This window comes from Telluria sp. LT1R51-2, from assembly GCF_059685775.1.
The window spans coordinates 922731-945555 of the sequence record NZ_JCASIM010000001.1 but is presented as its reverse complement, the minus strand read 5'-3'; the positions used below and the strand labels follow the sequence as shown (position 1 = coordinate 945555).

Sequence of the window (22825 nt, the reverse complement as noted above, 5' to 3'; positions counted from 1 at the left end):
AAGTGTCGTTTCATTATAGTGGTTCGTGCATTCACGGCTTTCCACACGGGTGAAACGGTCGCGATTCGGGCCGCCGTCCGCTAAAATAGAGCAATTCATCTATATGCAAACTATAAAAAGGACACACCATGCCATCGTTTGATGTCGTCTGCGAAGCAGACATGGTCGAAGTAAAGAACGCGGTTGAACAATCGAACAAAGAAATCACGACCCGTTTCGATTTCAAGGGCAGCTCGGCCAATGTCGAGCAAAAAGACAAGGAACTGACGCTGTTTGCCGACTCCGATTTTCAGCTGACCCAGGTTAAGGACGTGCTGATCAACAAGATGGCAAAGCGCAAGGTCGACGTGCGTTTTCTGGACGAAGGCAAGGTCGAGAAAATCGGCGGCGACAAGGTCAAGCTGGTGATCAAGGTGCGCAACGGCATCGAAACCGACGACGCAAAAAAGATCACCAAGCTGGTCAAGGAAAGCAAGATGAAGGTGCAGGCAAGCATCCAGGGCGAATCGGTGCGCATCACCGGCGCCAAGCGCGACGACCTGCAGACGGCCATGGCCATGCTGCGCAAGGACGTGCAGGACCTGCCATTGGCCTTCAACAACTTCCGCGACTGATCGGTATCAGCGCGTTGCAACGGGCCGGCTTGACCGGCGCTGGCACGGGGCGCTACGTGGACAATGTGTCCGCTGAAGCCTTGTAACGCTTGGAGTAAAATGGCGCCGTGTGCCGACCCCGGGTCGACTCTTGCACACCGCAGCCACTCCGGGCAGATTAGGTAGTCTAAGGATAGCAATGAAACGTGTTGATGATTTCCGCCTGCGCATGGGCAACAAGGAATACGTGCCCATCATGATCGGCGGAATGGGTGTGGACATTTCGACGTCCGAGCTGGCGCTGGAAGCAGCCCGCCTGGGCGGTATTGGCCATATCTCTGATGCAATGTCGCAAGACGTGTCCGACCGCAAGTTCGACACCACGTACGTCAAGGAAAAAACCAAGACCTACAAGTTCAACATCAACAACATGAACAAGGCCGTGGTCCAGTTCGACCTGGATCACCTGGCCGAGGCCACGCGCCGTCATGTCAGCTCCACCATGGAAGCGAAGAAAGGCGATGGCCTGATCTACGTGAACTGCATGGAAAAGCTGACCATGAACGCGCCCAAGGAAACGCTGCGCGTGCGCCTGGCATCGGCGCTGGATGGCGGCATCGACGGCATCACGCTGTCGGCTGGCCTGCACCTGGGTTCGTTCGAGCTGATCAAGGATCACCCGCGTTTCCGCGATGCGCACCTGGGCATCATCGTCTCGTCCGTGCGGGCGTTGCAACTGTTCCTGCGTAAAGTCTCGCGCCTGGACCGCAAGCCCGACTTCATCATCGTCGAAGGTCCGCTGGCCGGCGGCCACCTGGGCTTCGGCATGGACGACTGGAAGCAGTACGACCTGCACACGATCATGGACGAGATCCATGCGTTCGTGAAGGCCGAGCAGCTGGGTATCCCGGTGATTGCCGCCGGCGGCGTGTTCACGGGGTCGGACGCGGTCAGCTTCCTCGAAAAAGGCGCAGGCGCCGTCCAGGTGGCCACGCGCTTTACCGTGACTACCGAATGCGGCCTGCCGCACGACGTCAAGCAGGAATACTTCCGGGCCAGCGAAGAAGACATCGAAGTCAACGGCATTTCGCCGACCGGCTATCCGATGCGCATGCTCAAGAATACCCCGGCCATTGGCTCTGGCATTCGCCCCGGCTGCGAATCGTACGGCTATCTGCTCGATGCGACCGGCAACTGCTCGTACATCAACGCCTACAACCGCGAGGTGCAGGCGCATCCGGAACTGAAAAAAGTCACGGTGATGGACAAGACCTGCCTGTGCACGCACATGCGCAACTTCAATTGCTGGACCTGCGGCCATTACACGTATCGCCTGAAGGATACGTCGCATCTGCTGGCTGATGGCAACTACCAGATCCTGAGCGCCGAGCACGTGTTCAAGGATTACCAGTTCAGCGTCAATAACGAGATCGCCCTGCCAGAAAAGCAGGAGATCGTCGCGGCGTAAGTCCATGGCGTAAGCCCGTCTTTCGCTGTCGCCGCCCTACCGCGGCCCTGAAAACGTCATTCCTGCTTGCGCGGGAATGACGTTTTCGCGTTTACGCCCAACTGAACCGCCTTGTCCCGCCCCTGCCCCGTGATCGCCGCTGAATGTGCGCAGCCGCACCGAAGCCGTCTTGCATGAACGTTACGGTAATCACTCCATCAGCGGGAGTGAGCAATGAGCGAAGAGAAAAAGCAGGTCCGTATTACCAAAGCGACGATGCCAGCCGGTGGCTGGGGCTCGGTCGGTGACGTCAGCACGATTCTGACCGACCAGAATGTCGTCGTCAAAGACACGGGCTTGCTGCTCAAGCAAAACAAGACCGACGGCTTCGCCTGCGTCAGCTGCGCCTGGGCCAAGCCAGCCAATCCGCATCCGTTCGAATTCTGTTCGAGCGGCGCCAAGGCCACGGCCTGGGAAACCACGAGCAAATCGATCGGCGCCGACTTTTTCCAGCGCCACACGCTGACCGAGCTCGAAGGCTGGAGCGACCATGAACTGGAAGACCACGGCCGCCTGACCACACCGCTGCGCTACGACGCTGCCAGCGACAAATACCTGCCAGTTGACTGGGAAGTGGCCTTCAGCGAGATCGGCGCCGCGCTGCGCGGGTTCGACCGCAAGCAGGTCGTGTTCTACGCATCGGGCCGCGCCTCATTGGAAACGTCGTACATGTATCAGCTGCTGGCGCGCATGTACGGCAACAACAACCTGCCGGACAGCTCGAACATGTGCCACGAAAGCACCTCGGTCGGCCTGCAGAAAACCATTGGCATCGCCGTGGGCACGGTCAAGCTGAGCGACTTCGAGGACACCGACTGCATCCTGTTCTTCGGCCAGAATGTGGGCGTAAACAGCCCGCGCATGCTGCACCAGCTGCAGGAAGCGCGCAAACGTGACGTGCCGATTATCACCTTCAACCCGCTGCGCGAGCGTGGCTTGGTGAGCTTCACCAATCCCCAGTCGCCGCTGGAAATGCTGACCAGGCAAGAGACAGCAATCTCGACCCAGTATCACCAGGTCAAGCCAGGCGGCGACACCGCTGTGATCATGGGCATGTGCAAGGCGATTTTCGCGTTCGACGATGCGGCGCTGGCCGCCGGTGAACAGCGCGTCATCGACATCGCATTCATCCAGGAACACACCAACGGCTTCGGCGACTTTGAGCAGGCCGTGCGCGCTTGTTCTTGGGAAGCGATCGAGCGCGAAGCGGGCCTGTCACAAGCGGCGCTCGAAGAAGCCGCAAGCGTGTACGCCAGGTCAAGCGCGGTAATGGGCGTGTACGGCATGGGCCTGACGCAGCACCGCAACGGCGTGCAGAACGTGACGATGCTGGTCAACCTGCTGCTCCTGCGCGGCAATATCGGCAAGCCGGGCGCCGGCATCTGCCCGGTGCGCGGCCACTCGAACGTGCAGGGCCAGCGCACGGTCGGCATCACCGAAAAGCCTGAGCTCGCGCCGCTCGACAAGCTCAAGGAGCAGTTCAACTTCGAGCCGCCACGCGATATGGGGCTGACGACGGTCGACGCCTGCGAAGCCATCATCAAGCGCGACCTGCAGGCGTTCATCGGCCTGGGAGGCAACTTCCTGCGCGCCGTGCCGGAAACGGTGCTGATGGAAGCGGCCTGGCGCGAACTGCCGCTGACGGTGCAGATTGCCACCAAGCTCAATCGCAACCACGTCATTCACGGCAAGGCGGCCTACCTGCTGCCATGCCTGGGCCGGATTGAAATCGATCGCCAGGGCTCGGGCGACCAGTCCGTATCGATCGAGGACAGCACGTCGCACATGCACGGCTCGCGCGGGATGACCGAGCCGGCCGCGCCCGGGCTGCTGTCCGAGCCGGCGATCGTGGCCGGGATTGCCAAGGCGACGCTGGCGCCCAACCCCAGCGTCGACTGGGACGCCTGGGTGGCCGACTATCGGGTCATCCGCAAGGCAATGGGCATCACCTTCCCCGAGATTTTCAAGGATCTGAACGAGCGCATGTGGACGCCGGGCGGCTACCGCAAGCCATTGGCCGCTGCCGAGCGGGTCTGGAAGACCGAGAGCGGCAAGGCCGAATTCACGGTACCCGAAGAACTGCCGGGCAACCCGAACATGCCGGGTGGCCCCGACATCCTGCGCCTGTTTACGATCCGCAGCGACGGCCAGTTCAACACGACCATCTACAGCAACGACGACCGCTTCCGCGGTGTGCACGGCAGCCGCATGGTGCTGTTCATGAACGCGGCCGACATGGAACGCTATGGTCTGGGCAAGGGTGACGTGGTGGCGCTGCGTACGCATGCGGACGATGGCGTGGATCGCCGCGTCGAGGGCTTGCAGATCGTGCCCTACGATGTGCCGTCCGGCTGCATCGCCGGTTACTACCCGGAATGCAATCCGTTGATTCCGCTGTGGCACCACGCCAAGGAAAGCAAGGTGCCGGCGGCAAAAGCCATCGACGTCCTGCTGGAACGCACACGTGCTGGTGCTGGTGCTGGTGCCACGAGCGTCGCATGAACGCGCGCACGACCTTCCCCGGCGACGGCGGGCCGGACTTCCCTGTTGCCAGCAGCCTGCCGGCCGCCTGCTGGCAGGCCGGTGCGAGTGAAGCACTGGCCGAAGTGCTGGCCGAGGAAGTGCCCGTTGCCCTGGTCTACAACGGGATCAGCCACGCCGTGATGCTGGCCTCGCCGCAGGATCTGGATGACTTTGCGCTTGGCTTTTCGCTGTCCGAGCGCATCGTGCGCCAGACGGCAGACATCCGCGATATCGCCATCGAACCGGGCCCGCACGGCATCACGGTCTCGTTGGAGATTGCCCCTGGCGCCATGGCGCGCCTGAAGGAAACCCGGCGCGCACGCACCGGCAAGACCGGCTGCGGCCTGTGCGGCGTGGACAGCCTGGCCTGGTTCGAGCGCGAAACGGGCCTGCTCGACGCCCGCGATGGCGGCGCGCACGGCGTGACGGCGCAGTTCGCACCAGCGGCGCTGCACCGCGCGATGGCCGCGATGAACGCAGACCAGCGCCTGCACCAGGCCACCGGCGCCGTGCATGCGGCCGGCTGGGCCGACCGCGATGGCGTGCTGCGTACCGTGCGCGAAGACGTCGGTCGCCACAATGCGCTCGACAAACTGATCGGCGCAGTCGCGCGCGATGGCCTGGCAGCCGACAGCGGCTTCGTCGTCGTGACCAGCCGGGCCAGTTTCGAGATGGTGCAAAAGACCGCGCGTGCCGGCATCGCCGTGCTGGCGGCCATTTCGGCGCCCACGGCCATGGCCGTGCGCATGGCCGATGCGGCCGGCGTGACGCTGGCAGGCTTCGTGCGGGCCGGTCGCCACGTCGTCTACAGCCATCCGCAGCGTCTCGCGTAGCTGCTCAGCACGTCGCGCGTGCCCGTTGCGGCGCCATGTTGAACGGGTATATGCTGGCCGCAAGCGCAGACCCGACGCAGCGCGATGCGAGAGAGGCGGCCCGACATGTCAACGTTTGCCCCTGCCGAGCAGGTCAGTTTTCTGGCTGATCAAGCGGGCAGCATCACCAGCTGGAATCCGGCATGTGCGGCGTTGTTCGGCCGTGCCGCTGTCGACGTCATCGGCCAACCGTTCGCCAGCCTGCTGCTCGGTGGCGACTGGCCTGCCCTGCAACGTGCCGGCCACAGCCAGGCAGCAGTAGCGACCGCCGCCGGTCAGCGTGCGGCCAGCCTCAGCCTCGTCTTGCAGTGTGCGCATGACGGCGCCCCGCTCGGCTACAGCATCACGATCACGATCGCCCCAGCCCTGCCCGGCGCTAGCGAGGGCGACCGGCTCGGCGCGACGCCGCTGTCCGCCGTCGTCGACCTGTTGCCGGGCACGTTCTACATCATGAACCGCGAAGGCCGCATCCTGCTGTGGAATCATAATCTCGAGCGGCTGTGCGAGATGATGCCGGACGAAATCGCCGCCGCCAATGGCATCGCCATGCTCGACCCGCGCGACCGGCCGGGAGCGCTCGCTCAGGTCGAGGCCATGTTCGCCAACAACACCGAGATCGCACTGGAAACCGATTACGTGTCGCGCAGCGGCCGCGAAACGCCGATGCTGCTGCGCGGCGCGCGCATCGACTGCAACGGCGGCCAGTACCTGGTCGGCATGGGCATCGACATTTCCAGGCAACGGGCGCGCGAGCGCCAGCTGGCCCTGTACCGGCGCGCCCTCAATGTCGCCCGCAATGGCGTGATCATCGCCCACGATAGCGGGCCCAACCGCGTGGTCGAGTACGTCAATCCCGCGTTCGAACACATCACCGGTTACAGTGCCGATGAAGTCGTCGGGCGCGATCCGCGCTTCATGGCTGCGCCTGGCCTCGACGAAGACGAACGCAGCCGCATGCGCGCTGCCCTGCGCGAGCAGCGCTCGGTCCACGTCGTGCTGCGCAACCTGCGCAAGAATGGCGAACTGTTCTGGAACGACCTGCAGATCACGCCAGTGCACGACGACAACGGCAAGGTCACGCACTTCATCGGCATCATCAACGACGTGACCGCCAGCAAGCAGCGTGCTGACGAGATCGAACCCGACGCCAACCACGACAGCCTGACGGGCCTTGCCAACCGTACGCTGCTGTGGGACCGGCTCGACCATGCGCTGCACCTGGCCCGGCGTCACCAGTCGCTGGTGGCCACGGTGCTGGTCGATCTGGCCGGGTTCAAGACCATCAACCATACCCATGGCCACGATGCCGGCGACGCCGTGCTCAAGGTCGTGGCGCGGCGCCTGCAGGCGGCCGTGCGTGACTGCGACACCGTGGCGCGCATCGCGGGCGATGAATTCGTGATGGTACTGATCGACCAGCCGACCTTGCGCTTCACGCTGCGCGTGGTCGAGCGGCTGCGGCGCGCACTGGTCATGCCGGTCGCGTACGGCGGCACCGACATCGCTGTCGGCGCGCGCATTGGCGTGGCGGCCTATCCGGGCGACGGCGCAACACCAGCCGACCTGATCCGCGCTGCCGAGCTGGCCGTGCACCGCGCCCGGCAGAGTGGCGGCGATGTCCATTTCTACTCCCGCGACATGCGCAATGCCAGCGAAGCGCGCGTCGCGCTGGCCGGCACCATGCGCAGCGCGCTCGCCAACGATCAATTGTTCTTGCTGTTCCAGCCGCGGATGGAAGCGCGCAGCGGCAAGGTACGGGGATTCGAGGCCCTGCTGCGCTGGCGCCATCCCGAGCAGGGCGTGATGCTGCCGGCGTCATTCCTGGCCGAGGCCGAAGAAAGCGGCCAGATCGTCACGATCGGCGGCTGGGTACTGGACCAGGCCTGCGCGTTCGCCCGCGACCTGCGCGCCGCCGGTTACGCCGGGCTGCCGGTGGCGGTGAACGTGACGCATCGCGAATACAGCCGGCCCGACTTCATCGCCGGCATCGCGCGCCGCATGCAGGACGCCGAGTTGCCATCCGGCAGTCTCGAGATCGAGATCCCCGAAGCCGACCTGATCCGCAATCCCGGGTTGGGGCGCGACCTGGCGGTGCAATTGCGTGCGGCAGGTGCGATGCTGTCGATCGACCAGTTCGGACAAGGCATTTCCGATCTGGGGTTCTTGCAGCAATTGTCGGTGCGCCAGGTAAAACTGTCACACCAGGCCGTGCATGACATCGCAGGGCATGGCCAGGGCGGCACGCTCGCCAGGACCCTGATCGACATCGGGCACAACCTCGATATCACGGTGGTCGGCGAAGCGGTGGAAACCGAGGCGCAGGTCGACTTCTTGCGTAGCCACGGCTGCGATCAGCTGCAGGGGCACTGGTTCAGCGCGCCCCTGTCCGCCGACGCAGCGCGTGCTTTCCTCGCGCAGCGGCAACATACGTTGTAGGGTGGACGGCATAGCCGTCCACCCTGCCGGTCATCGGCCATCCCATTCCATCCTCCCCCGTCCATTCCCCGATTCGTGCAGGCTGTCGCAGGATACTGGCCCTGACGCGCCCGGCGCGTTAAAGTTGCATCATTCCAACGGCCGACGTTTCAGGCCGGTGCAGCCTACTCCGACGATCGACGACGCCATGCAAGCACGCAGCACGACACAGCACCATCTGGCCGGCATCCTCACCTGGCTCTACCGCGCCTTCGACGGTGTGGCAACCTGGGTCACCCGGCTATCGTGGTGGAAGTTCCTGCTCTTTGCCGGCCTGACCCTGACCGCCGCCGGCATCCTGCAGGAAGAACTGTTCAACGGCCCGGCCGAAGAAGAAATTGCCCGCGCCGAGCGCGAGTCGGGCCGCCGCAGCGACGCCAGCATCCTGATCGACGAGAGCGGCATCCGCTTCAATCCCCGCACCCGGACGCGCCCGGCCGAACCGGCCCCGGCGACCACGCCGGAAACGCCCGAGGTGCCCGACGTACCGGACGCGCCCGATGCCCCCCCGGCCCCGCCGATGACGGCACAGGCGCCCTCCCCGAGCGCCGGCGCCGGCGCCGGCGCCGTGAACATCTCACCGGGCAGCGACTCGGTCCACATCGAACTGCCGCCGCAAATCGGCGAAGAGCTGTCGAACGCCATCGAGGCAGCCGTCGAAGACGCCGCCGAACAGAAGGTGTCGCGCTACCACAAGCAAGCGTCGACCTGGTTCATGAACTTCGTCGTGCTGTTGCTGCTGGCGCTGTTCGGCACCAAGGCGCTGGTCGGTGGCAAGAAGCGCGCCGATGCCGAGGCCCAGGTGGCCAACGCGGCCGCCGAGCGCGAAGCGATGCAGCGCCAGCTGATGGAAACCAAAATGCAGATGATGCAGGCGCAGGTCGAGCCGCACTTTTTGTTCAACACGCTCGCGTCGGTCGAGCACCTGATTCGCGTCGACCCGCCGCGCGCATCGGCCATGCAGCGCAGCCTGATCCAGTACCTGCGCGCGGTGCTGCCGCAGATGCGCGACAACGCCGTCGTCACCGGTCTGGGGCGTGAGGTCGACATGGTCAACGCTTACCTGGACCTGCTGAAGATGCGGATGGAAGAACGCCTGACTGTCAATCTGCGCGTGCCGGATGGCCTGCGCAGCGCGGCCTTCCCGCCGATGATGCTGCAGTCGATGGTCGAAAACGCGATCAAGCACGGGCTCGAGTGCAAGCCCGAAGGCGGCACCCTGAACATCGTCGCCGAGGTCGTCGACAGCCGCCTGCGCGTGACGGTGGCCGACGATGGCGTGGGCTTTGGCGTGATGCCGAGCGACGGCACCGGCCTGGGGCTGCAAACGATCTGTGAACGCCTGAAACTGCTGCATGGCGAGGCCGGCTGGCTGCACATCGGCGCCAACAGCCCGACCGGCGTGATCGCGACGATCGAAGTGCCCTACCAGTTGTCGAAGTAGTCGATTGGCCGACTGGCCAGCGATGATCGACAGCTTGCCTGTTGGTCAATTTCATTGAATAATCATTCAATCACTTTTCATAACAACCTTGTCAAGAGACCACCATGCCCACCGCGATTATTGCCGATGACGAAAGACTGATGCGCGACCAGCTGCGCATGCGCCTGCAGGATGCCTGGCCGGAACTGCAGATCGTCGGCGAAGCGAAAAATGGTGATGAAGCGGTGCAACTGGTAAGCGAGCTCAAGCCCGACCTGACGTTTCTGGATATCCGCATGCCGGGCAAGACCGGGATGGAAGCGGCGCGCGATATCGGCGACAAGAGCCTGGTCGTGTTCGTCACCGCCTACGACCAGTACGCGGTCGAAGCGTTCGAGCGCGGCGCCATCGACTACGTGCTCAAGCCGACCGAGCCGGACCGCTTGCGGGTCACGGTCGATCGCCTGAAAGAACGCCTCGAGCGCCCACAGGACAATGTCAACGACAGTGTCAGCGCCATGCTGAGCCAGCTGGCCGAAAAGATCGCCTCGCCCAAGCCGAAGCACCTGCAATGGATTCAGGCCAGTATCGGCCAGGACCTGCGCATGATTCCCGTCGAAGACATCCTGTTCTTCCGCTCGGACGAAAAATACACGAGCGTGCAGACGAGCGGTTTCGAGGCACTGATCCGCAAGCCGGTGCGTGACCTGGCCGATGAGCTCGACCCATCGCTGTTCTGGCAAATCCACCGCGCGACGCTGGTCAACGTCAATGCCATCGAAGGCGTGACGCGCGATATCCGTGGCCGCCATCTGGTGATGGTCAAGGGCCGGCCCGAAAAACTGGAAGTCAGCCGCAGCTTCCTGCACCTGTTCAAGCAGATGTGACCGTGTTGCCGGGCGCGCGTGCCAGTGCGCGCCTTGTGACCTCGCAAAGCCCCCAACAGGGCGTGCGCGTAGTGTAGAAGATCCGGTCCGCGTCCGTGGCCTTCTCGTACACCTGCCCGCATGAAACTCCAGCGCACGATGCACCTGCGGCGCAACCGCAGCCCTGACCAGCGCGCTGCACGTGCCTGCGACAGCCGGCGCATCCTGCACAGCGCCAGCGACGCCATCCTGTCGGTCGGCCACGACAACACCATCCTGCTGGCCAACCCGGCAGCGGCGCGCATGTTCGATACCGGCGTGCCCAATCTGCAGGGCAGCGCACTGGCGCGCTTCATCGCCACACCCGGCACCGATGCCTGCACGCCGCTTGACTACTTTCCCGCCGGCCTCGGCCGCGCAGGCCGGCGCGCCACCGACTACGCCGTCACCGGCATTCGCAGCGATGGCGAACGCTTTCCCATCGAAGGGTCGATCTCGAGCGTCGAGCACGAGGGCCGGCCAATCTACACGGTGATCCTGCGCGATGTGTCCGAGCGCCACCTGGTCCAGCAGACACTGGCGCGCTCGCATGACCAGTTGCGCCAGCTGTCGTCGGCGCTGCAAAGCATCCGCGAAGAAGAGCGTACCCACATCGCACGCGAACTGCACGACGACCTCGGGCAATTGCTCGCATCGCTGCGCATGGACCTCACGCTGCTGGCACGGGTCGAGCGATTGCCCGAGGCCAGCACGCCGCTGATCGGCGGCATGCAAAGCAATTTGCTGACGGCCATTGCGTCGCTGCGCCGGATCGCCACCAACCTGCGCCCGCGCGCCCTCGACGAAGGCGGGTTGTACTTCGCACTGCAAGGCTTGCGCGACGAATTCACCGAACGCCACGGCATCGCCTGCAGCGTCCTCGCCGACGAAGGCGAATTGCGGCTGGACGATGCCGCCAGTACCGCCATCTTCCGCATCGTGCAAGAAGCGCTGACCAATATCGCCCGCCATGCCGGCGCGCAGCATGTGTGCGTGAATCTGTACCGCATCAATGGTGACCTGCTGCTGACGATCCAGGACGACGGCCGGGGCATCCGCGCGCAGGACATGGACAAGGCTGAATCGCTGGGCCTGATCGGCATGCGCGAGCGGGTCTGGGCGATGCTGGGCGACATCACGATCGGTGCCGATGAGTCGCCTGGCACACGGATCGATATCGTGTTGCCCATTGCGGGCCATGTGGTCTGATGCCCGAGGAACCGGGCATTTCAATCAGGCTATTGCATAAAAACAACAGTGCCAAGCTGTCATGAACTCGACACATAGTCTCGATAAGATCGCTGTCGATCTGAGTTGATTACAAACTCAACATCTTGTCGAAACCACACTGGAGATCTTCATGAAGTATAAGTTCCTGGCCGCCGCCGTGCTGTCATCCCTGCCACTGTTCGCATCCGCCCAAACCAACGTCCAGATCTATGGCGTGATGGACGCGGCCATCGCACTCGAAGACACCGACGTGCCGGGTGAAGACCGTCGCACCACGATCAGCTCGGGCAACCAGTCGAGCAGCCGTCTGGGCTTCCGCGGTACCGAAGATCTCGGCAATGGCCTGAAAGCCCTGTTCAACATCGAAGCCGGCGTCGCGCTGGACACCGGCGCCACCGACGCGCAAACCTTCGGCCGCCGCGCCGTGGTCGGCTTGCAAGGCAACTTCGGTACCGTGACCCTGGGCCGTGAGTACTCGCCAATCGCTGCTGTCGCCGCCGCATCGGACATCAACGGTCAGGGCATGTACGGCAGCAACCTGTCGGCCTTCGGCACCAACCGTCTGACCCGTCGCCTATCGAACTCGATCAACTACAAATCGAACGACCTGGCTGGCTTCGTCGTCAACGCCGCCTACTCGACCGCCGAAAAAACCGTCGACCCATCGGGCGACCTGCTGGGCATCGCACTGGAATACAAGATCGGCGGTCTGTACCTGGGCGCCGGTTACCACACCATCGAGCGTCTGGCTTCGGGCGACGACAAGGAAATGGCATTCGGTGCCGGCTACAAATTCGGCGACTTCGAAATCAAGGGTAACTACCTGGAAGCCGAACTGGAAGGCACCACCGCCAGCAACGGCGTCGAGTACAAGAACGCCAACATCGGCGCATCGTACGCAATGGGCGCCAACAAGTTCTTCCTGAACTTCCAGCAGCAAAAGCTGAACAACGGCGCCAAGGGCAACACCGTGGCCGTGTCGTACACCTACACGCTGTCGAAGCGCACCAACTTCTACGGCACCTACGCCCAGCTGAGCAACAACAACCGCGCTGCCTTCGGCATCAACGCGTCGTCGAACAACGTGACCCCGGTCTCGAGCGTTCCAGCCATCAGCGCCCTGAGCGCCGATCCATCGGTCCTGACCGTCGGTATCCGTCACGCGTTCTAACCATGGCGCCGCACACGCTGCCAACGGCGGCGTGTGACGGACGCTGTCCGTTCCTGCGTCCGTGGGAACGTTTGATGCCGGCGCTGCCGGCATTTTTCATTGCGGCGAGCCTGATTGGATATACGCCGGCTGCCTCGCTTTGCGGGATATTACCGCTCAGCTCCCTGGATTTGATACGAATCTGAAAATGACCAGACGAATCGTGTGTCATGTCGTTTGCATCTGACTTTTTGAGCCAATAGTCAATTTAATCAGGATGGTGTATTTACGATTGCCGTTCAACGCAGGCGACCTACACTCAATTCTGACTCACGACAGACTCAGACGTGGTCACGGTTTTCCCGCCGACAAGGCATCACGCCCTTCTTGCGCAATGCCAGAACAGGCGCCTCTGCCTATATTTCATAAGGAAATATCATGCGCATTTCATCTGTTTTGCTTCCCGCAGCCCTGTTTCTTCTTGCCCCAACGTCTGGTGCGCAGACTGGGCCATATCCACAAAATGACACCGCGCCCATTACGGCCGTGGTTGTCAGTGCAGCAGCGAAGCCGTTTCGAATCAGACAAGAACAAGCCCGGCAAATTGCCGGAACCTACGACCTGGTGAATGGTTGGCATCTGAAAGTACGGCCGGGTACCCGCACGATCGATACTAAAATCGATCAACAGCAACCGATGCGTCTTCTTGCTGTCGGCCCCTACAAATTTGTGTCCGGAGATGGCCGGGTCACCATGGAATTCAATCTTGGCGAATCCGGCGACGACATGCTCATGACCTACGCGCCAGACCCGCGCCTCGCTGATATGGTGGTGATCTCATCGGCTGTTGCGCAGCGCTAGTGCAGGACCATGACTGGCCACTGCCCAGCCAAGGACTCTCTGCGAATCAAGCACAATGCGGCTTCTCAATACAGCGGGTTGCCGCGTTATTCCGACTTGATTCGCCACCAGATTTTCCAGTAAGGCGCAACGATCTTCGCGTACGTTGAAAACACAACGCCCAAGCGTTGTGTTTTCGCTGCCAATGATGGAGGCAAGTGGCGAGTGGCGAGTCTTGATGGCACGCGGCAATCCCAATTTGAGCACGGTCCAGGTAAACTCATCGTCAAATCAGGCCAGATACCGCGCGACCTGACAGCGTTTTACGACTGCTGCCCCGGGTCGATCGCTGCCAGGCTGCCGCTACTGGTCAAGGCTAACCCATCAACTGACCGGAGATTCGTGGCGATCAACAATCAGGACGATGGCTGGGAACATATCGCTTCAGCGTTCGCCGCGGTTCGTTCTGACGCCGGTCGCGATGTCATCCGGCGCTGGGCAAGTGCTTTGCCGTCGGGCAGCGAGGTCCTGGATGTCGGCTGCGGATCGGGCTTCCCGGTTTCCTCGACACTCGTCGAACAGGGTTTGACGGTGTTTGGCATCGACGCCTCTCCGACCTTGGTGTCCATGTTTGCACGGCGATTTGGCGATGCCCATGCAGCGTGTGAAACCGTGCAGGACAGTACCTTTTTCGGTCGAAGCTTCGACGGCGTCCTGGCAATCGGACTGATGTTTCTGCTATCGGAAGACGACCAGCGGAAGCTGATCAACAAAGTAGCAGAAGCGCTCGGACCAGGTGCCCGTTTCTTGTTTACTGCACCACATCAGAAGTGCGAGTGGGAGGACGTGCTGACCGGACAGCGTTCTGTGTCGCTTGGTAAAGCGCAATACAAGCGATTGCTCGACGAGGCCGGCATGCAACTCAACAACACGTGCATGGACGAGGGTAACAATCACTACTTCGACGCAGTGCGACGGCCGGCTCGCATCGATTGAGTAAGGTGGCAAGTCGCCTCCATGACAACTTGCTTTGTAGGAGACCTGATCTATTTTTACTTACCCAGCGCGCGATCGATTGCATTGAAATCACGGCAAAAGTCATCATTCAGCCAATATCTGTTGCCAACGTGCCTTTAGGTTGTATGATGGCCGTTTATTGAGACCAATAGTAGCCGATGGTCAACATAACCAGGAATCAATAACCTACCTATGCCGATGACCACGCCAGCGCCGCTGCATGACGCCGACGGCGTGCACGATGCGCTGATCGAGCAAAATGCCATCCTGTGCAGCGCCAACCAGCATCTGCTGCTGGCAACGTTCGATGCTGAAGACTTGCGCGCGCAAGCGGAAGCCGCAAACCGGCGCCAGAACGAATTTCTAGCAATGCTGGCCCATGAGTTGCGCAATCCGCTCGCGCCGATCAGCATGGCCAGCGCGATGCTGGGCAGGATGCCCGCCCCATCGATCGAGCTGATACACATCAAGACCATCATTGACCGCCAGGTGGGACAACTCTCCCGCTTGCTGGACGACTTACTCGACGCGGCGCGCATCAGCAGTGGCAAGATCGAACTGCACAAGCAGGCGCTGCTGGTTGCCGAGCAGCTGGCCAATGCGGTGGACACCGTGCAGGCGCGTGTCAATGAGCGCAGGCAGCAGTTGATCATCGAGATACCCGATCGCGCCATCCGGGTGTTCGGCGATGGTGTCAGGCTGGCGCAAGTGTTCTCGAACTTGCTGGTCAACGCGTCGAAATTCACGCCAATCGGCGGCAGCATTTGTCTTCGGGCCTGCGTGATCGGTAGTGACGTGGTCGTGACGGTCGAAGATGACGGCGACGGCATTGCTGCCGACGTCTTGCCCACTGTCTTCACGCTGTTCACGCAGGGTCCCAAGACACTGGCCCGCTCCCAGGGTGGCCTGGGAATCGGCTTGAATATCGTCCGCAATGTCGTCGAGATGCATGGCGGCAGCGTCAGCGCAGCCAGTCCCGGATTAGGCCACGGCACGGTCTTCACGGTGAGGCTGCCGCTGCTCGAGGTGACCGATGCGCCCCTTGCCGTGGAGCCTGACACCCCGCTGCCCACATTGCGCCACCACATTCTGCTGGTCGAAGACAACCAGGATGCCAGCGCGATGCTGGAGATGGTGTTGTGTTCGGAGAACCACACCGTGATCAAGGCGTTCGATGGCGTTGCCGGACTCGCACTGGCATGTACCGGCGCATTCGATGTGGTCCTGTGCGATATCGGCCTGCCAGGGATGACTGGCTACGATCTGGTCCGGACCTTGCGCGCCACCCTGGCCCAGGCTGCGCCTTTCTGCGTCGCCATATCGGGTTACGGCCAGCTCGAAGACCGGTCGCGCGCGCTGGCGGCCGGATTCGACGAGCATCTGGTGAAGCCGATGAATATTGATAACCTGTTACAGTTGGTCGCTTCCGTGCCTCTCAAGACAGCGCATGCACCGCAGTCCTCCGTGTGATCGTCTCGCGTAGTTTCATCAACGTCCCGCCTGAAGCCCTGCCCCCAACGCATCGGAGAATCGTTCTCGCTGCGTCACCATCAGGCCGAATTATTTCCAGGAAATGTCCATGACGGCTCCCCTCACCCTCCAGCGACACGCGCTGATCGAGCGCGCCGTGCTGGTGCTTGCACAACGCGGTGAATCCAGCGTGACATTGTGGAAGAGCATCGCAGCAGCGCTCGGCAAGATCATCGGTGACCAGGGGTTTGCATCGCTGCTGGTCAGATGCATGCACGAACTCGCACCACGCCATCCATGGCTGGCTGAGAAGCAGCACGCCGACACGGGCGCACTCACCCATCTGTCGACCCTGCTGGCGAGCCGCGACATCCAGGAATCGGAACACGCCAGCGCCGCATTGCTGCATATTTTCGCCGACACGCTGGTCCTGCTGGTCGGCGAACTCGTAACCAATCGCATCCTCCTTTCCGCCTGGAAGACGCTCGCTGTAGAAGATGTACCGGAGCCATCAAAATGAACAAAGTAACTATCCGCCTGCTGCCGACCGGTGTGCCCGGACTCGATGATTTGCTGGGCGGCGGCGTGCCCGAATTTTCGTTCAACCTGCTTGCCGGAACGCCCGGCAGCGGCAAGACGACGATGGCGCACCAGATGATGTTTTCACTGGCCAGTCCGGCGCGACGTGCCATTTTCTTCACCGTACTGGGCGAACCCGCGCTCAAGATGCTGCGCTATCAGCAACAGTTCCCGTTCTTCGACCCCGAAAAAATCGATGACTCGATCAGGTTCGTCAACCTTTCGGCCGATCTGCTCGAGGGAAATTTCGATGCCGTGCTCGTTCGCATCACGGAAGAAGTCCGCGCCTTTGGCGCGAGCCTGGTGTTTGTCGATTCATTCCGCTCCGTCATGCAGACCGCACGCGGCCTTGATGACGGTCCGGCAGGCTTGCAGCATTTTGTCCAGCAACTGGGCATGCAGATGACAAGCTGGCTGGCGACGACGTTCCTGATTGGCGAATACCTGGTGCCCGAACAAGAGTCGAGTCCCGTGTTCACCGTTGCCGATGGCATCATCTGGCTGTCCCAGCTGGTACACCGCGACGCCCTGGTGCGCAAGATCCAGGTCGTCAAGCTGCGCGGCCACGCCCAACGCCTGGGCATGCACACGTTCCGCATCGACGAGCAGGGCCTGCGCATCTTCCCGCGCGCGATGGTCGGGCAAGGCCTCGGCGCGCCGGTGCGCTTCAAGCCGACACAGCGCCTGTCGATGGGGGTGCCCGCGATCGACACGATGCTCGGCGGTGGACTGCCGGCCGGTTATTCGATGCTGGTCGTCGGCCCGTCGGGTTCCGGCAAGACGGTACTGGCCACCCAATTTCTCGAAGAAGGTGCCCGCGCCGGCGAGCCGGGGATCATCGCGGCATTTGAAAAAAGTCCGAATCAGCTGATGAGCCAGCGGCTCGATGCGCTGGTCGAGAGCGGCAGCGCCGGCGTGATCAACACGCGCACGCTCGATTTGTCGCTCGACGAAATCCTGCATGACCTGATCGAAATGATCATCAGGATGAAAGCGAAACGGGTCGTCATCGATTCGCTGTCCGGCTTCGAAATGGCACTCGCCTCGGTATTTCGCGAAGATTTCCGCGAGTCGCTCTACCGGCTGGTGGCCTCGTTGACGCAGCTGGGCGTGACGGTCCTGATGACCGCCGAGACCGAAGACCGCTACACCGACCTGCGCTTTTCAACGTACGGCAATGCCTTCCTGGCCGATGCGATCCTGATGCAGCGCTATATCGAACTGCACGGCCGCCTGCGCCGGGTGCTGTCGGTGGTGAAGGTGCGCGCTAGCGCACATAGCGATCACCTGCACTTCTACGACATCCACGATGGCGACATCCACGTCGGCGACACGCTGGAGCACTATGAAGGCATCCTGACGGGGCAGCCGCGCCTGCATGGGCGAGGCTGACAGGCGGTCTATCTGCGCCTGGCAATGCGCTCGATAATCAGCAGGGCTGCGCGGGTGCTGTCACGCGGGCAACGGGAAACAAGCGATCATATGCAAGATTGAACAGGAAGCCGTAGACCAGATAAAACGTCACGATAGCAATATCCATCAGCAGCGCAGCCCACAGGCCAATCCCCAGATACCAGGCGATCAGCGGGATCAGCATGGCAACCAGGCCCGCTTCGAACAGGAACGTATGCGCGATCCGGATCGCCATCGTCTTTTCGACGCTGCCGCGCAGTCGCAGCATGGCGCGGTCAAATCCAACGTTGAACACGAAATTCCAGAGTGTGGCAATGGTGGCCGAGAAAATGCCGATGACCCCCATGTCCTGCACGGGCTGGTCGAACAGGACGGCAGATCCTGGGATAAAGATGGCCAGAGCTACTCCCTCGAAAAGAAGCGCGTGCCGCACGCGATCGGCGAATGTACGCATGTAAATCCTTGTTATTGTTGGTGGGGCTTGCGGCAGGCAGATGTTGAGCAATAGGTTCAAACGCTGGACCGGCAAAGCAAGGCAAGATCATCCCATAGTCTATAAATGCACACATAGCCAAGAAACTGAGGCATCATGGTGCAAATATGAAACACCTAAATTGGGACGACCTGCGCTTGCTGGCACTGATTGCGCAGGAAGGCACGTTGCGCGGTGCTGCGCGAAGGGCGGGATTGAGTCCTGCCACACTGTCGCGAAGGCTCGACCAGCTCGAGGAGGCGGTCGGCCAGAAGCTGGTCGAGCGCCATCAAGGTGGTTGCGTTCCAACGACGTTTGGCGTGGACATGTTCGCACTGGCCGAACAGATGAGCGATATCGCGCTGGAAGTCGAGCATGCACAGGCGCGGCAGAATGCAAGTTCTGCGTCGGGCGTGGTACGCATCAATACCGACGAATGGCTCTCGTACTTCCTTACGACCCGCTTTGCACCGTTTCATGACGCGTATCCGGATGTGGAGGTCGAGATCGTGACCTCCCACCGGCCCTACAACCTGGCACGGCGAGAGGCCGATATCGCCATCCGCCCTTACCGGCCCGAACAGCTCGACCTGGTGGCGCGCCAGGTCGGCACGCTGTCGTTTGGACTGTATGGCAGTCAGGCGATTGCAATGCGTTACGCTGCCGCAATAGCGAACCAGGACTGGACCGGCGTGCCATTCGTGGGCTTCGACGAGCCACGTGCCGAGTTCCAGTCCGACCGGTGGTTACGGGCGCTGCCCGGTGCGCCTGCACCCTGGATGCGCTGCAGCTATGGCCTTGGCATCCTTGATGGTGTGACGCATGGCGCCGGCCTGGGTGTATTGGCCTCGTTTCTGGCAAGCGAAGCCCATGGCCTCGTCACGGCAATCCCGCATATTCCCGAATTGGACCAGGCCATCTGGCTCTCGATGCATCGCACGGTGCGAACGACTGCGCGCGTCAGGGCGGTGGTCGATTTCGTGGGGTCGCTGTTCGCGCAGTACCACGAGGGTGAGGGTTGATACGTAAAAAAACCCGCGGCATTCGCGGGTTTTTTCATGCGGCCAAACGATGATCCGTTCTTGCCGCCTCTGATACAGGTGTTCTGTGGGTCCCGGTTTGCACCGATCCCCGCGCCCTTACTTTGCCTTGACGTCGCCCTTGCTCTCGGCTTTCGCCGTTGCCTTGGCTTCCTTGTCGGCTTGCGCTACCGCTTTCGCATCGGCCTTGCTGACCTTTTTGACCAGCTTGCCGTCGGTTTGCGTGCTGCCCTTCAGATTCTCGTTAGGGACAAATGCGGCTTTCGGGGTCTTGGTGTCGGTAGTCGCGTGTGCTTCTGGCGTTGCTGACGACGAATGCGTGGCTGGCGTCTGGGCGAAGGCAGCGGTGGCGAACAGACCGGCGATCAGGGTAACAGTCATTTTTTTCACGGTGCAGCTCCTTGGGTGGGTTGTTTGGAAGTGCATGTTTTCCATGCGACTAACCAATCAACGATGAGCTGGCCAAGCTGTTGACCGACTTAACAAATGCTTACATTTCTTGGGTACGATCGCAGCCAGCGCGTTTGCCGGCACGGCGATGCAGGCGTCGCAGTTTATCGGGAACCCGTCATCGGCAAAATGGGATTTATTTCCGCTTCGCCAGCGCGCGATCGAGCGCATTGGCAAAATTGCGGCTGTCAGCCTGGCTGAACGCCGCCGGCCCACCCGTATCGACGCCGCTGCCACGCAGTTCTTCCATGAAGGCGCGCATCGTCAATTGCTGCGCGATCGTGTCCTTGGTGTACCAGTCGCCGCGCGGATTGAGCGGCAGGCCACCCTTCTCCAGCACCAGCGCTGCCAGTGGAATGTCGCCGGTGACGACGATGTCGCCGGGACTGACGCGCTCGACGATCTCGGCATCGGCCACATCGGCGCCGGCCGGCACCTGCAGCGCACGGATGAAGCGCGAGCCCGGCACGCGCATCAACTGATTCGCCACGAGCGTGACAGGCAACTGGGTGCGCTCCGCTACCCGGAACAGGATGTCCTTGATGACGCCAGGACAGGCATCGGCATCGACCCAGATGTGCATGATAAGAATAAAGTGAGTGGTTCTGAGAAATCAGTCGGGCACATCACCATTGATGATGAACTGGTGAAAAAGCTCATGGTGTGGCCCGGGGTGGACCGACCTGAACGGCAATCGGGTAAATGCGCCCTGCCAGTAACGCAGCGCACGTACATCCTTGCGAAACACCGCAATCAACCACGGCCCTGCGTGACCCGGCACGATCATGCGCGTGGCAGCCTCGGCCAGGCCGAGACCGCGGTACTTCGGCATGACAAACAGGTCGGCCAGTTCCCGTATATGTCCACCTTCGAACGGGATCGATTCGACCAGAACAAAACCAGCCGCTTGACCATCTACCTTCAATAGCCAGGCTGCGTCCACGCCGTCCGGCTCGCAGTAGGATGCCACGCCAGCTTGGTCGGACTCGTACAGCCCATCCGCCAGCAAGTCTTCGCCGCTCCACTGGGTCGCCTCGAAGTAATAGAACTGCAGCATGCGGAACAACAGCGCCTGATCCTCGCGGGTTGCACGCTCGATCCCGAATCGACTGTCGACTGGCTGCAACGGCACGGTCATTTCAAGCGGCAGGTCAGCACCCAGTAAAACTCCCAGCGCGCCACGCGGATCTCGCGCCCGGCCACGCCCACGCGCTTGCGCAGCGCGCTGTCGGTCGGGTAGTTCTTGACGAGCTCATGCTGCTTGCCGTCGGCGTCAAGCTGGAATTCGTGGGTGTTACCCAGCAGGTCGGTGCGCACGGTGACGGCGCTCTCGCCTTCGACATAGTTGTCGTCGAACAGCACCAGCAGCACGTCCTTGCCCAGGCGCTTTTTCAGTGCCTGCAGCAGATCGTCCTGCTGCTTGCGGGTCAGGTGCGCCCACAGGCCGCCCAGAAAGACGGCCGTGAACTTGTCCTCGCCCGTGCCCAGGTCGTCCGGCAGCGCCAATGCATCCAGCAGGCGGTATTCGACATTGTCCAGGTCCTCGCCATGCATTTGCGCCAGCTCGAGCATCGCGGCGCTGGCGTCGGTGGCGACGATCGACTCAGCCGTTTCGGCCAGCACCTCGGTCCAGGCGCCGCTGCCGCAGCCCAGCTCCAGGATGCGGTGGCCGGCCAGGAGCGTGGAAATTTGCTCGCGCGCTTCGTCCAGGTCTTCCAGCTGCTCGTCGGCCACCTCGGCGGCGGTGTTGTCATAGTGCGCGGCGATGCTGTCGTAATAGGCGATAACCGGATTCTTGTCCATCGGTGCTTCCATTGAAATATCGTTGTGCATCAAAGTTCGTAATTGTCCCCACCGCGCATGGCCGATTCGACCATCTTGCGATTCAGTGTCGGTGTCAGCAGTTCGATGAAGGTGTACACATAGCTGCGCAGGTAGGCGCCCTGCTTGATCGCCACGCGCGACGTGTTCATGCCGAACAGGTGGCCGACCGGGATCGCACGCAGGCCGCGGTCGCGCTCGGCGTCGAAGGCCATGCCGGCGATGATGCCGATGCCCATGCCCAGTTCGACGTAGGTCTTGATCACGTCGGCGTCGATCGCCTCCAGCAACACGTCGGGTTTCAGGCTGCGCAGGCCGAACGCGTGATCGATCTTGCTGCGCCCGGCGAAGGCGGCATCATACGTGATGATCGGGTAGCTGGCGATTTCTTCGAGCGAGATCGCCCGCGACTTGAACAGCGGATGCTCGGGCGGGGCCACCACCACGTGTTCCCACTGGTAGGCCGGCAGCGTGATCAGGCCGTCGATCGTCGTGATGGCCTCGGTGGCAATCGCCAGGTCGGCCTGGTCGCTCTTGACCATGTCGGCGATCTGCTTCGGATTGCCCTGCAGCAGCGACAGGCGCACCTTCGGGTACTTCTGCATGAAGGCCTGCACCACTTTCGGCAGCATGTAACGTGCTTGCGTGTGGGTGGTGGCAATGGTGAAGCTGCCGCTGTCGTGGGCGGCGTATTCCTTGCCGATGCGCTTGAGGCTTTCGATCTCCTGCATGATCAGCTCGACCGACTGCAGTACCAGCCGGCCCGGTTCGGTCAGGCCGCGAATGCGCTTGCCGTGGCGCGTGAAGATGTCGACGCCCAGCTCTTCTTCCAGCTCGATGATCGCCTTCGAGACCCCCGGCTGCGAGGTAAACAGCGATTTGGCGGCGTCGGTCAGGTTGTAGTTCTGGCGCACGGCCTCGCGCACGAAGCGCAGCTGGTGGAGGTTCATTCTGTAAATATTCTTGTTGGCTCTGCGAACAGCATTTTAAGATGCTTATTCGGGTTACGTATATAAGCAAATAAATTATCCGTAGTTTGGAATAT

General features: G+C 62.0%; 21 protein-coding genes. 15 read left to right on the top strand and 6 right to left on the bottom strand.

Going from position 1 to position 22825, the window contains the following annotated elements:
• Positions 1-128: 128 nt before the first annotated feature.
• The 14 genes from AC56LH_RS04170 (at position 129) to AC56LH_RS04105 (ending at position 17976) form a co-directional block, all read left to right on the top strand.
• Positions 129-614 (top strand): YajQ family cyclic di-GMP-binding protein, encoded by a 486-nt coding sequence (locus tag AC56LH_RS04170; RefSeq protein ID WP_183550398.1) that lies wholly within the window; start codon positions 129-131, stop codon positions 612-614.
• Between the two features lie 178 nt (positions 615-792).
• Positions 793-2061 carry a nitronate monooxygenase gene (locus AC56LH_RS04165; RefSeq protein WP_499644289.1) on the top strand — a complete coding sequence of 423 codons (1269 nt, stop codon included), beginning with the start codon at positions 793-795 and terminating at the stop codon, positions 2059-2061.
• A gap of 213 nt (positions 2062-2274) precedes the next feature.
• Positions 2275-4602 (top strand): FdhF/YdeP family oxidoreductase, encoded by a 2328-nt coding sequence (locus AC56LH_RS04160; RefSeq protein ID WP_499644287.1) that lies wholly within the window; start codon positions 2275-2277, stop codon positions 4600-4602.
• On the top strand, positions 4599-5456 hold the full coding sequence (fdhD, locus tag AC56LH_RS04155) for a formate dehydrogenase accessory sulfurtransferase FdhD (RefSeq protein ID WP_499644285.1): 858 nt from the start codon (positions 4599-4601) through the stop codon (positions 5454-5456). Before AC56LH_RS04160 ends, fdhD begins: the two co-directional genes overlap by 4 nt.
• Positions 5457-5561: 105 nt before the next feature.
• Positions 5562-7931 (top strand): sensor domain-containing protein, encoded by a 2370-nt coding sequence (locus tag AC56LH_RS04150; protein ID WP_499644283.1) that lies wholly within the window; start codon positions 5562-5564, stop codon positions 7929-7931.
• Between the two features lie 187 nt (positions 7932-8118).
• The gene (locus AC56LH_RS04145; RefSeq protein WP_499644281.1) at positions 8119-9414 is read left to right on the top strand and encodes a sensor histidine kinase; all 1296 of its coding nucleotides are present in this window, start codon (positions 8119-8121) and stop codon (positions 9412-9414) included.
• A 104-nt stretch (positions 9415-9518) separates the two neighbouring features.
• Positions 9519-10280 (top strand): LytR/AlgR family response regulator transcription factor, encoded by a 762-nt coding sequence (locus AC56LH_RS04140; RefSeq protein WP_499644279.1) that lies wholly within the window; start codon positions 9519-9521, stop codon positions 10278-10280.
• A gap of 120 nt (positions 10281-10400) precedes the next feature.
• Positions 10401-11507 (top strand): PAS domain-containing sensor histidine kinase, encoded by a 1107-nt coding sequence (locus AC56LH_RS04135; RefSeq protein ID WP_499644277.1) that lies wholly within the window; start codon positions 10401-10403, stop codon positions 11505-11507.
• Positions 11508-11658: 151 nt separating this feature from the next.
• Entirely contained in the window at positions 11659-12699 is a 1041-nt protein-coding gene (locus tag AC56LH_RS04130; RefSeq protein WP_499644275.1) for a porin, read from the top strand.
• Positions 12700-13116: 417 nt separating this feature from the next.
• Positions 13117-13539, top strand: coding sequence for a hypothetical protein (locus AC56LH_RS04125; RefSeq protein WP_499644273.1), 423 nt, complete (start codon positions 13117-13119; stop codon positions 13537-13539).
• A gap of 204 nt (positions 13540-13743) precedes the next feature.
• Positions 13744-14514 (top strand): class I SAM-dependent methyltransferase, encoded by a 771-nt coding sequence (locus AC56LH_RS04120; RefSeq protein WP_499644272.1) that lies wholly within the window; start codon positions 13744-13746, stop codon positions 14512-14514.
• Positions 14515-14727: 213 nt separating this feature from the next.
• Positions 14728-16005, top strand: a complete 1278-nt coding sequence (locus tag AC56LH_RS04115) for a hybrid sensor histidine kinase/response regulator (RefSeq protein ID WP_499644271.1) — start codon at positions 14728-14730, stop codon at positions 16003-16005.
• Between the two features lie 109 nt (positions 16006-16114).
• The gene (locus AC56LH_RS04110; RefSeq protein WP_499644270.1) at positions 16115-16525 is read left to right on the top strand and encodes a hypothetical protein; all 411 of its coding nucleotides are present in this window, start codon (positions 16115-16117) and stop codon (positions 16523-16525) included.
• A complete protein-coding gene (locus tag AC56LH_RS04105) occupies positions 16522-17976 on the top strand; it encodes an ATPase domain-containing protein (RefSeq protein ID WP_499644269.1) in 1455 nt (484 codons plus the stop codon). The genes AC56LH_RS04110 and AC56LH_RS04105 overlap by 4 nt, the downstream gene beginning before the upstream one ends.
• A gap of 37 nt (positions 17977-18013) precedes the next feature.
• Here AC56LH_RS04105 and AC56LH_RS04100 read toward each other — a convergent pair whose 3' ends face one another.
• The gene (locus AC56LH_RS04100) at positions 18014-18451 is read right to left on the bottom strand and encodes a PACE efflux transporter (RefSeq protein ID WP_499644268.1); all 438 of its coding nucleotides are present in this window, start codon (positions 18449-18451) and stop codon (positions 18014-18016) included.
• Positions 18452-18597: 146 nt separating this feature from the next.
• On the opposite strand from AC56LH_RS04100, the gene AC56LH_RS04095 reads away from it, so the two are divergent.
• Complete coding sequence (locus tag AC56LH_RS04095) at positions 18598-19491, top strand: LysR family transcriptional regulator (protein WP_499644266.1); 894 nt, start codon at positions 18598-18600, stop codon at positions 19489-19491.
• 117 nt (positions 19492-19608) lie between these two features.
• Here AC56LH_RS04095 and AC56LH_RS04090 read toward each other — a convergent pair whose 3' ends face one another.
• The 5 genes from AC56LH_RS04090 to AC56LH_RS04070 all read right to left on the bottom strand — a co-directional run bounded on the left by AC56LH_RS04090 (position 19609) and on the right by AC56LH_RS04070 (position 22730).
• Entirely contained in the window at positions 19609-19890 is a 282-nt protein-coding gene (locus AC56LH_RS04090; RefSeq protein WP_499648385.1) for a hypothetical protein, read from the bottom strand.
• A gap of 205 nt (positions 19891-20095) precedes the next feature.
• Positions 20096-20542, bottom strand: a complete 447-nt coding sequence (locus tag AC56LH_RS04085; RefSeq protein ID WP_499501561.1) for a YaiI/YqxD family protein — start codon at positions 20540-20542, stop codon at positions 20096-20098.
• 30 nt (positions 20543-20572) lie between these two features.
• Positions 20573-21097, bottom strand: a complete 525-nt coding sequence (locus AC56LH_RS04080) for a GNAT family N-acetyltransferase (protein WP_499644264.1) — start codon at positions 21095-21097, stop codon at positions 20573-20575.
• Positions 21094-21792 (bottom strand): class I SAM-dependent methyltransferase, encoded by a 699-nt coding sequence (locus AC56LH_RS04075; RefSeq protein ID WP_499644262.1) that lies wholly within the window; start codon positions 21790-21792, stop codon positions 21094-21096. The genes AC56LH_RS04080 and AC56LH_RS04075 overlap by 4 nt, the downstream gene beginning before the upstream one ends.
• Complete coding sequence (locus tag AC56LH_RS04070) at positions 21792-22730, bottom strand: CysB family HTH-type transcriptional regulator (protein WP_183550353.1); 939 nt, start codon at positions 22728-22730, stop codon at positions 21792-21794. The genes AC56LH_RS04075 and AC56LH_RS04070 overlap by 1 nt, the downstream gene beginning before the upstream one ends.
• Positions 22731-22825 lie beyond the last annotated feature (95 nt).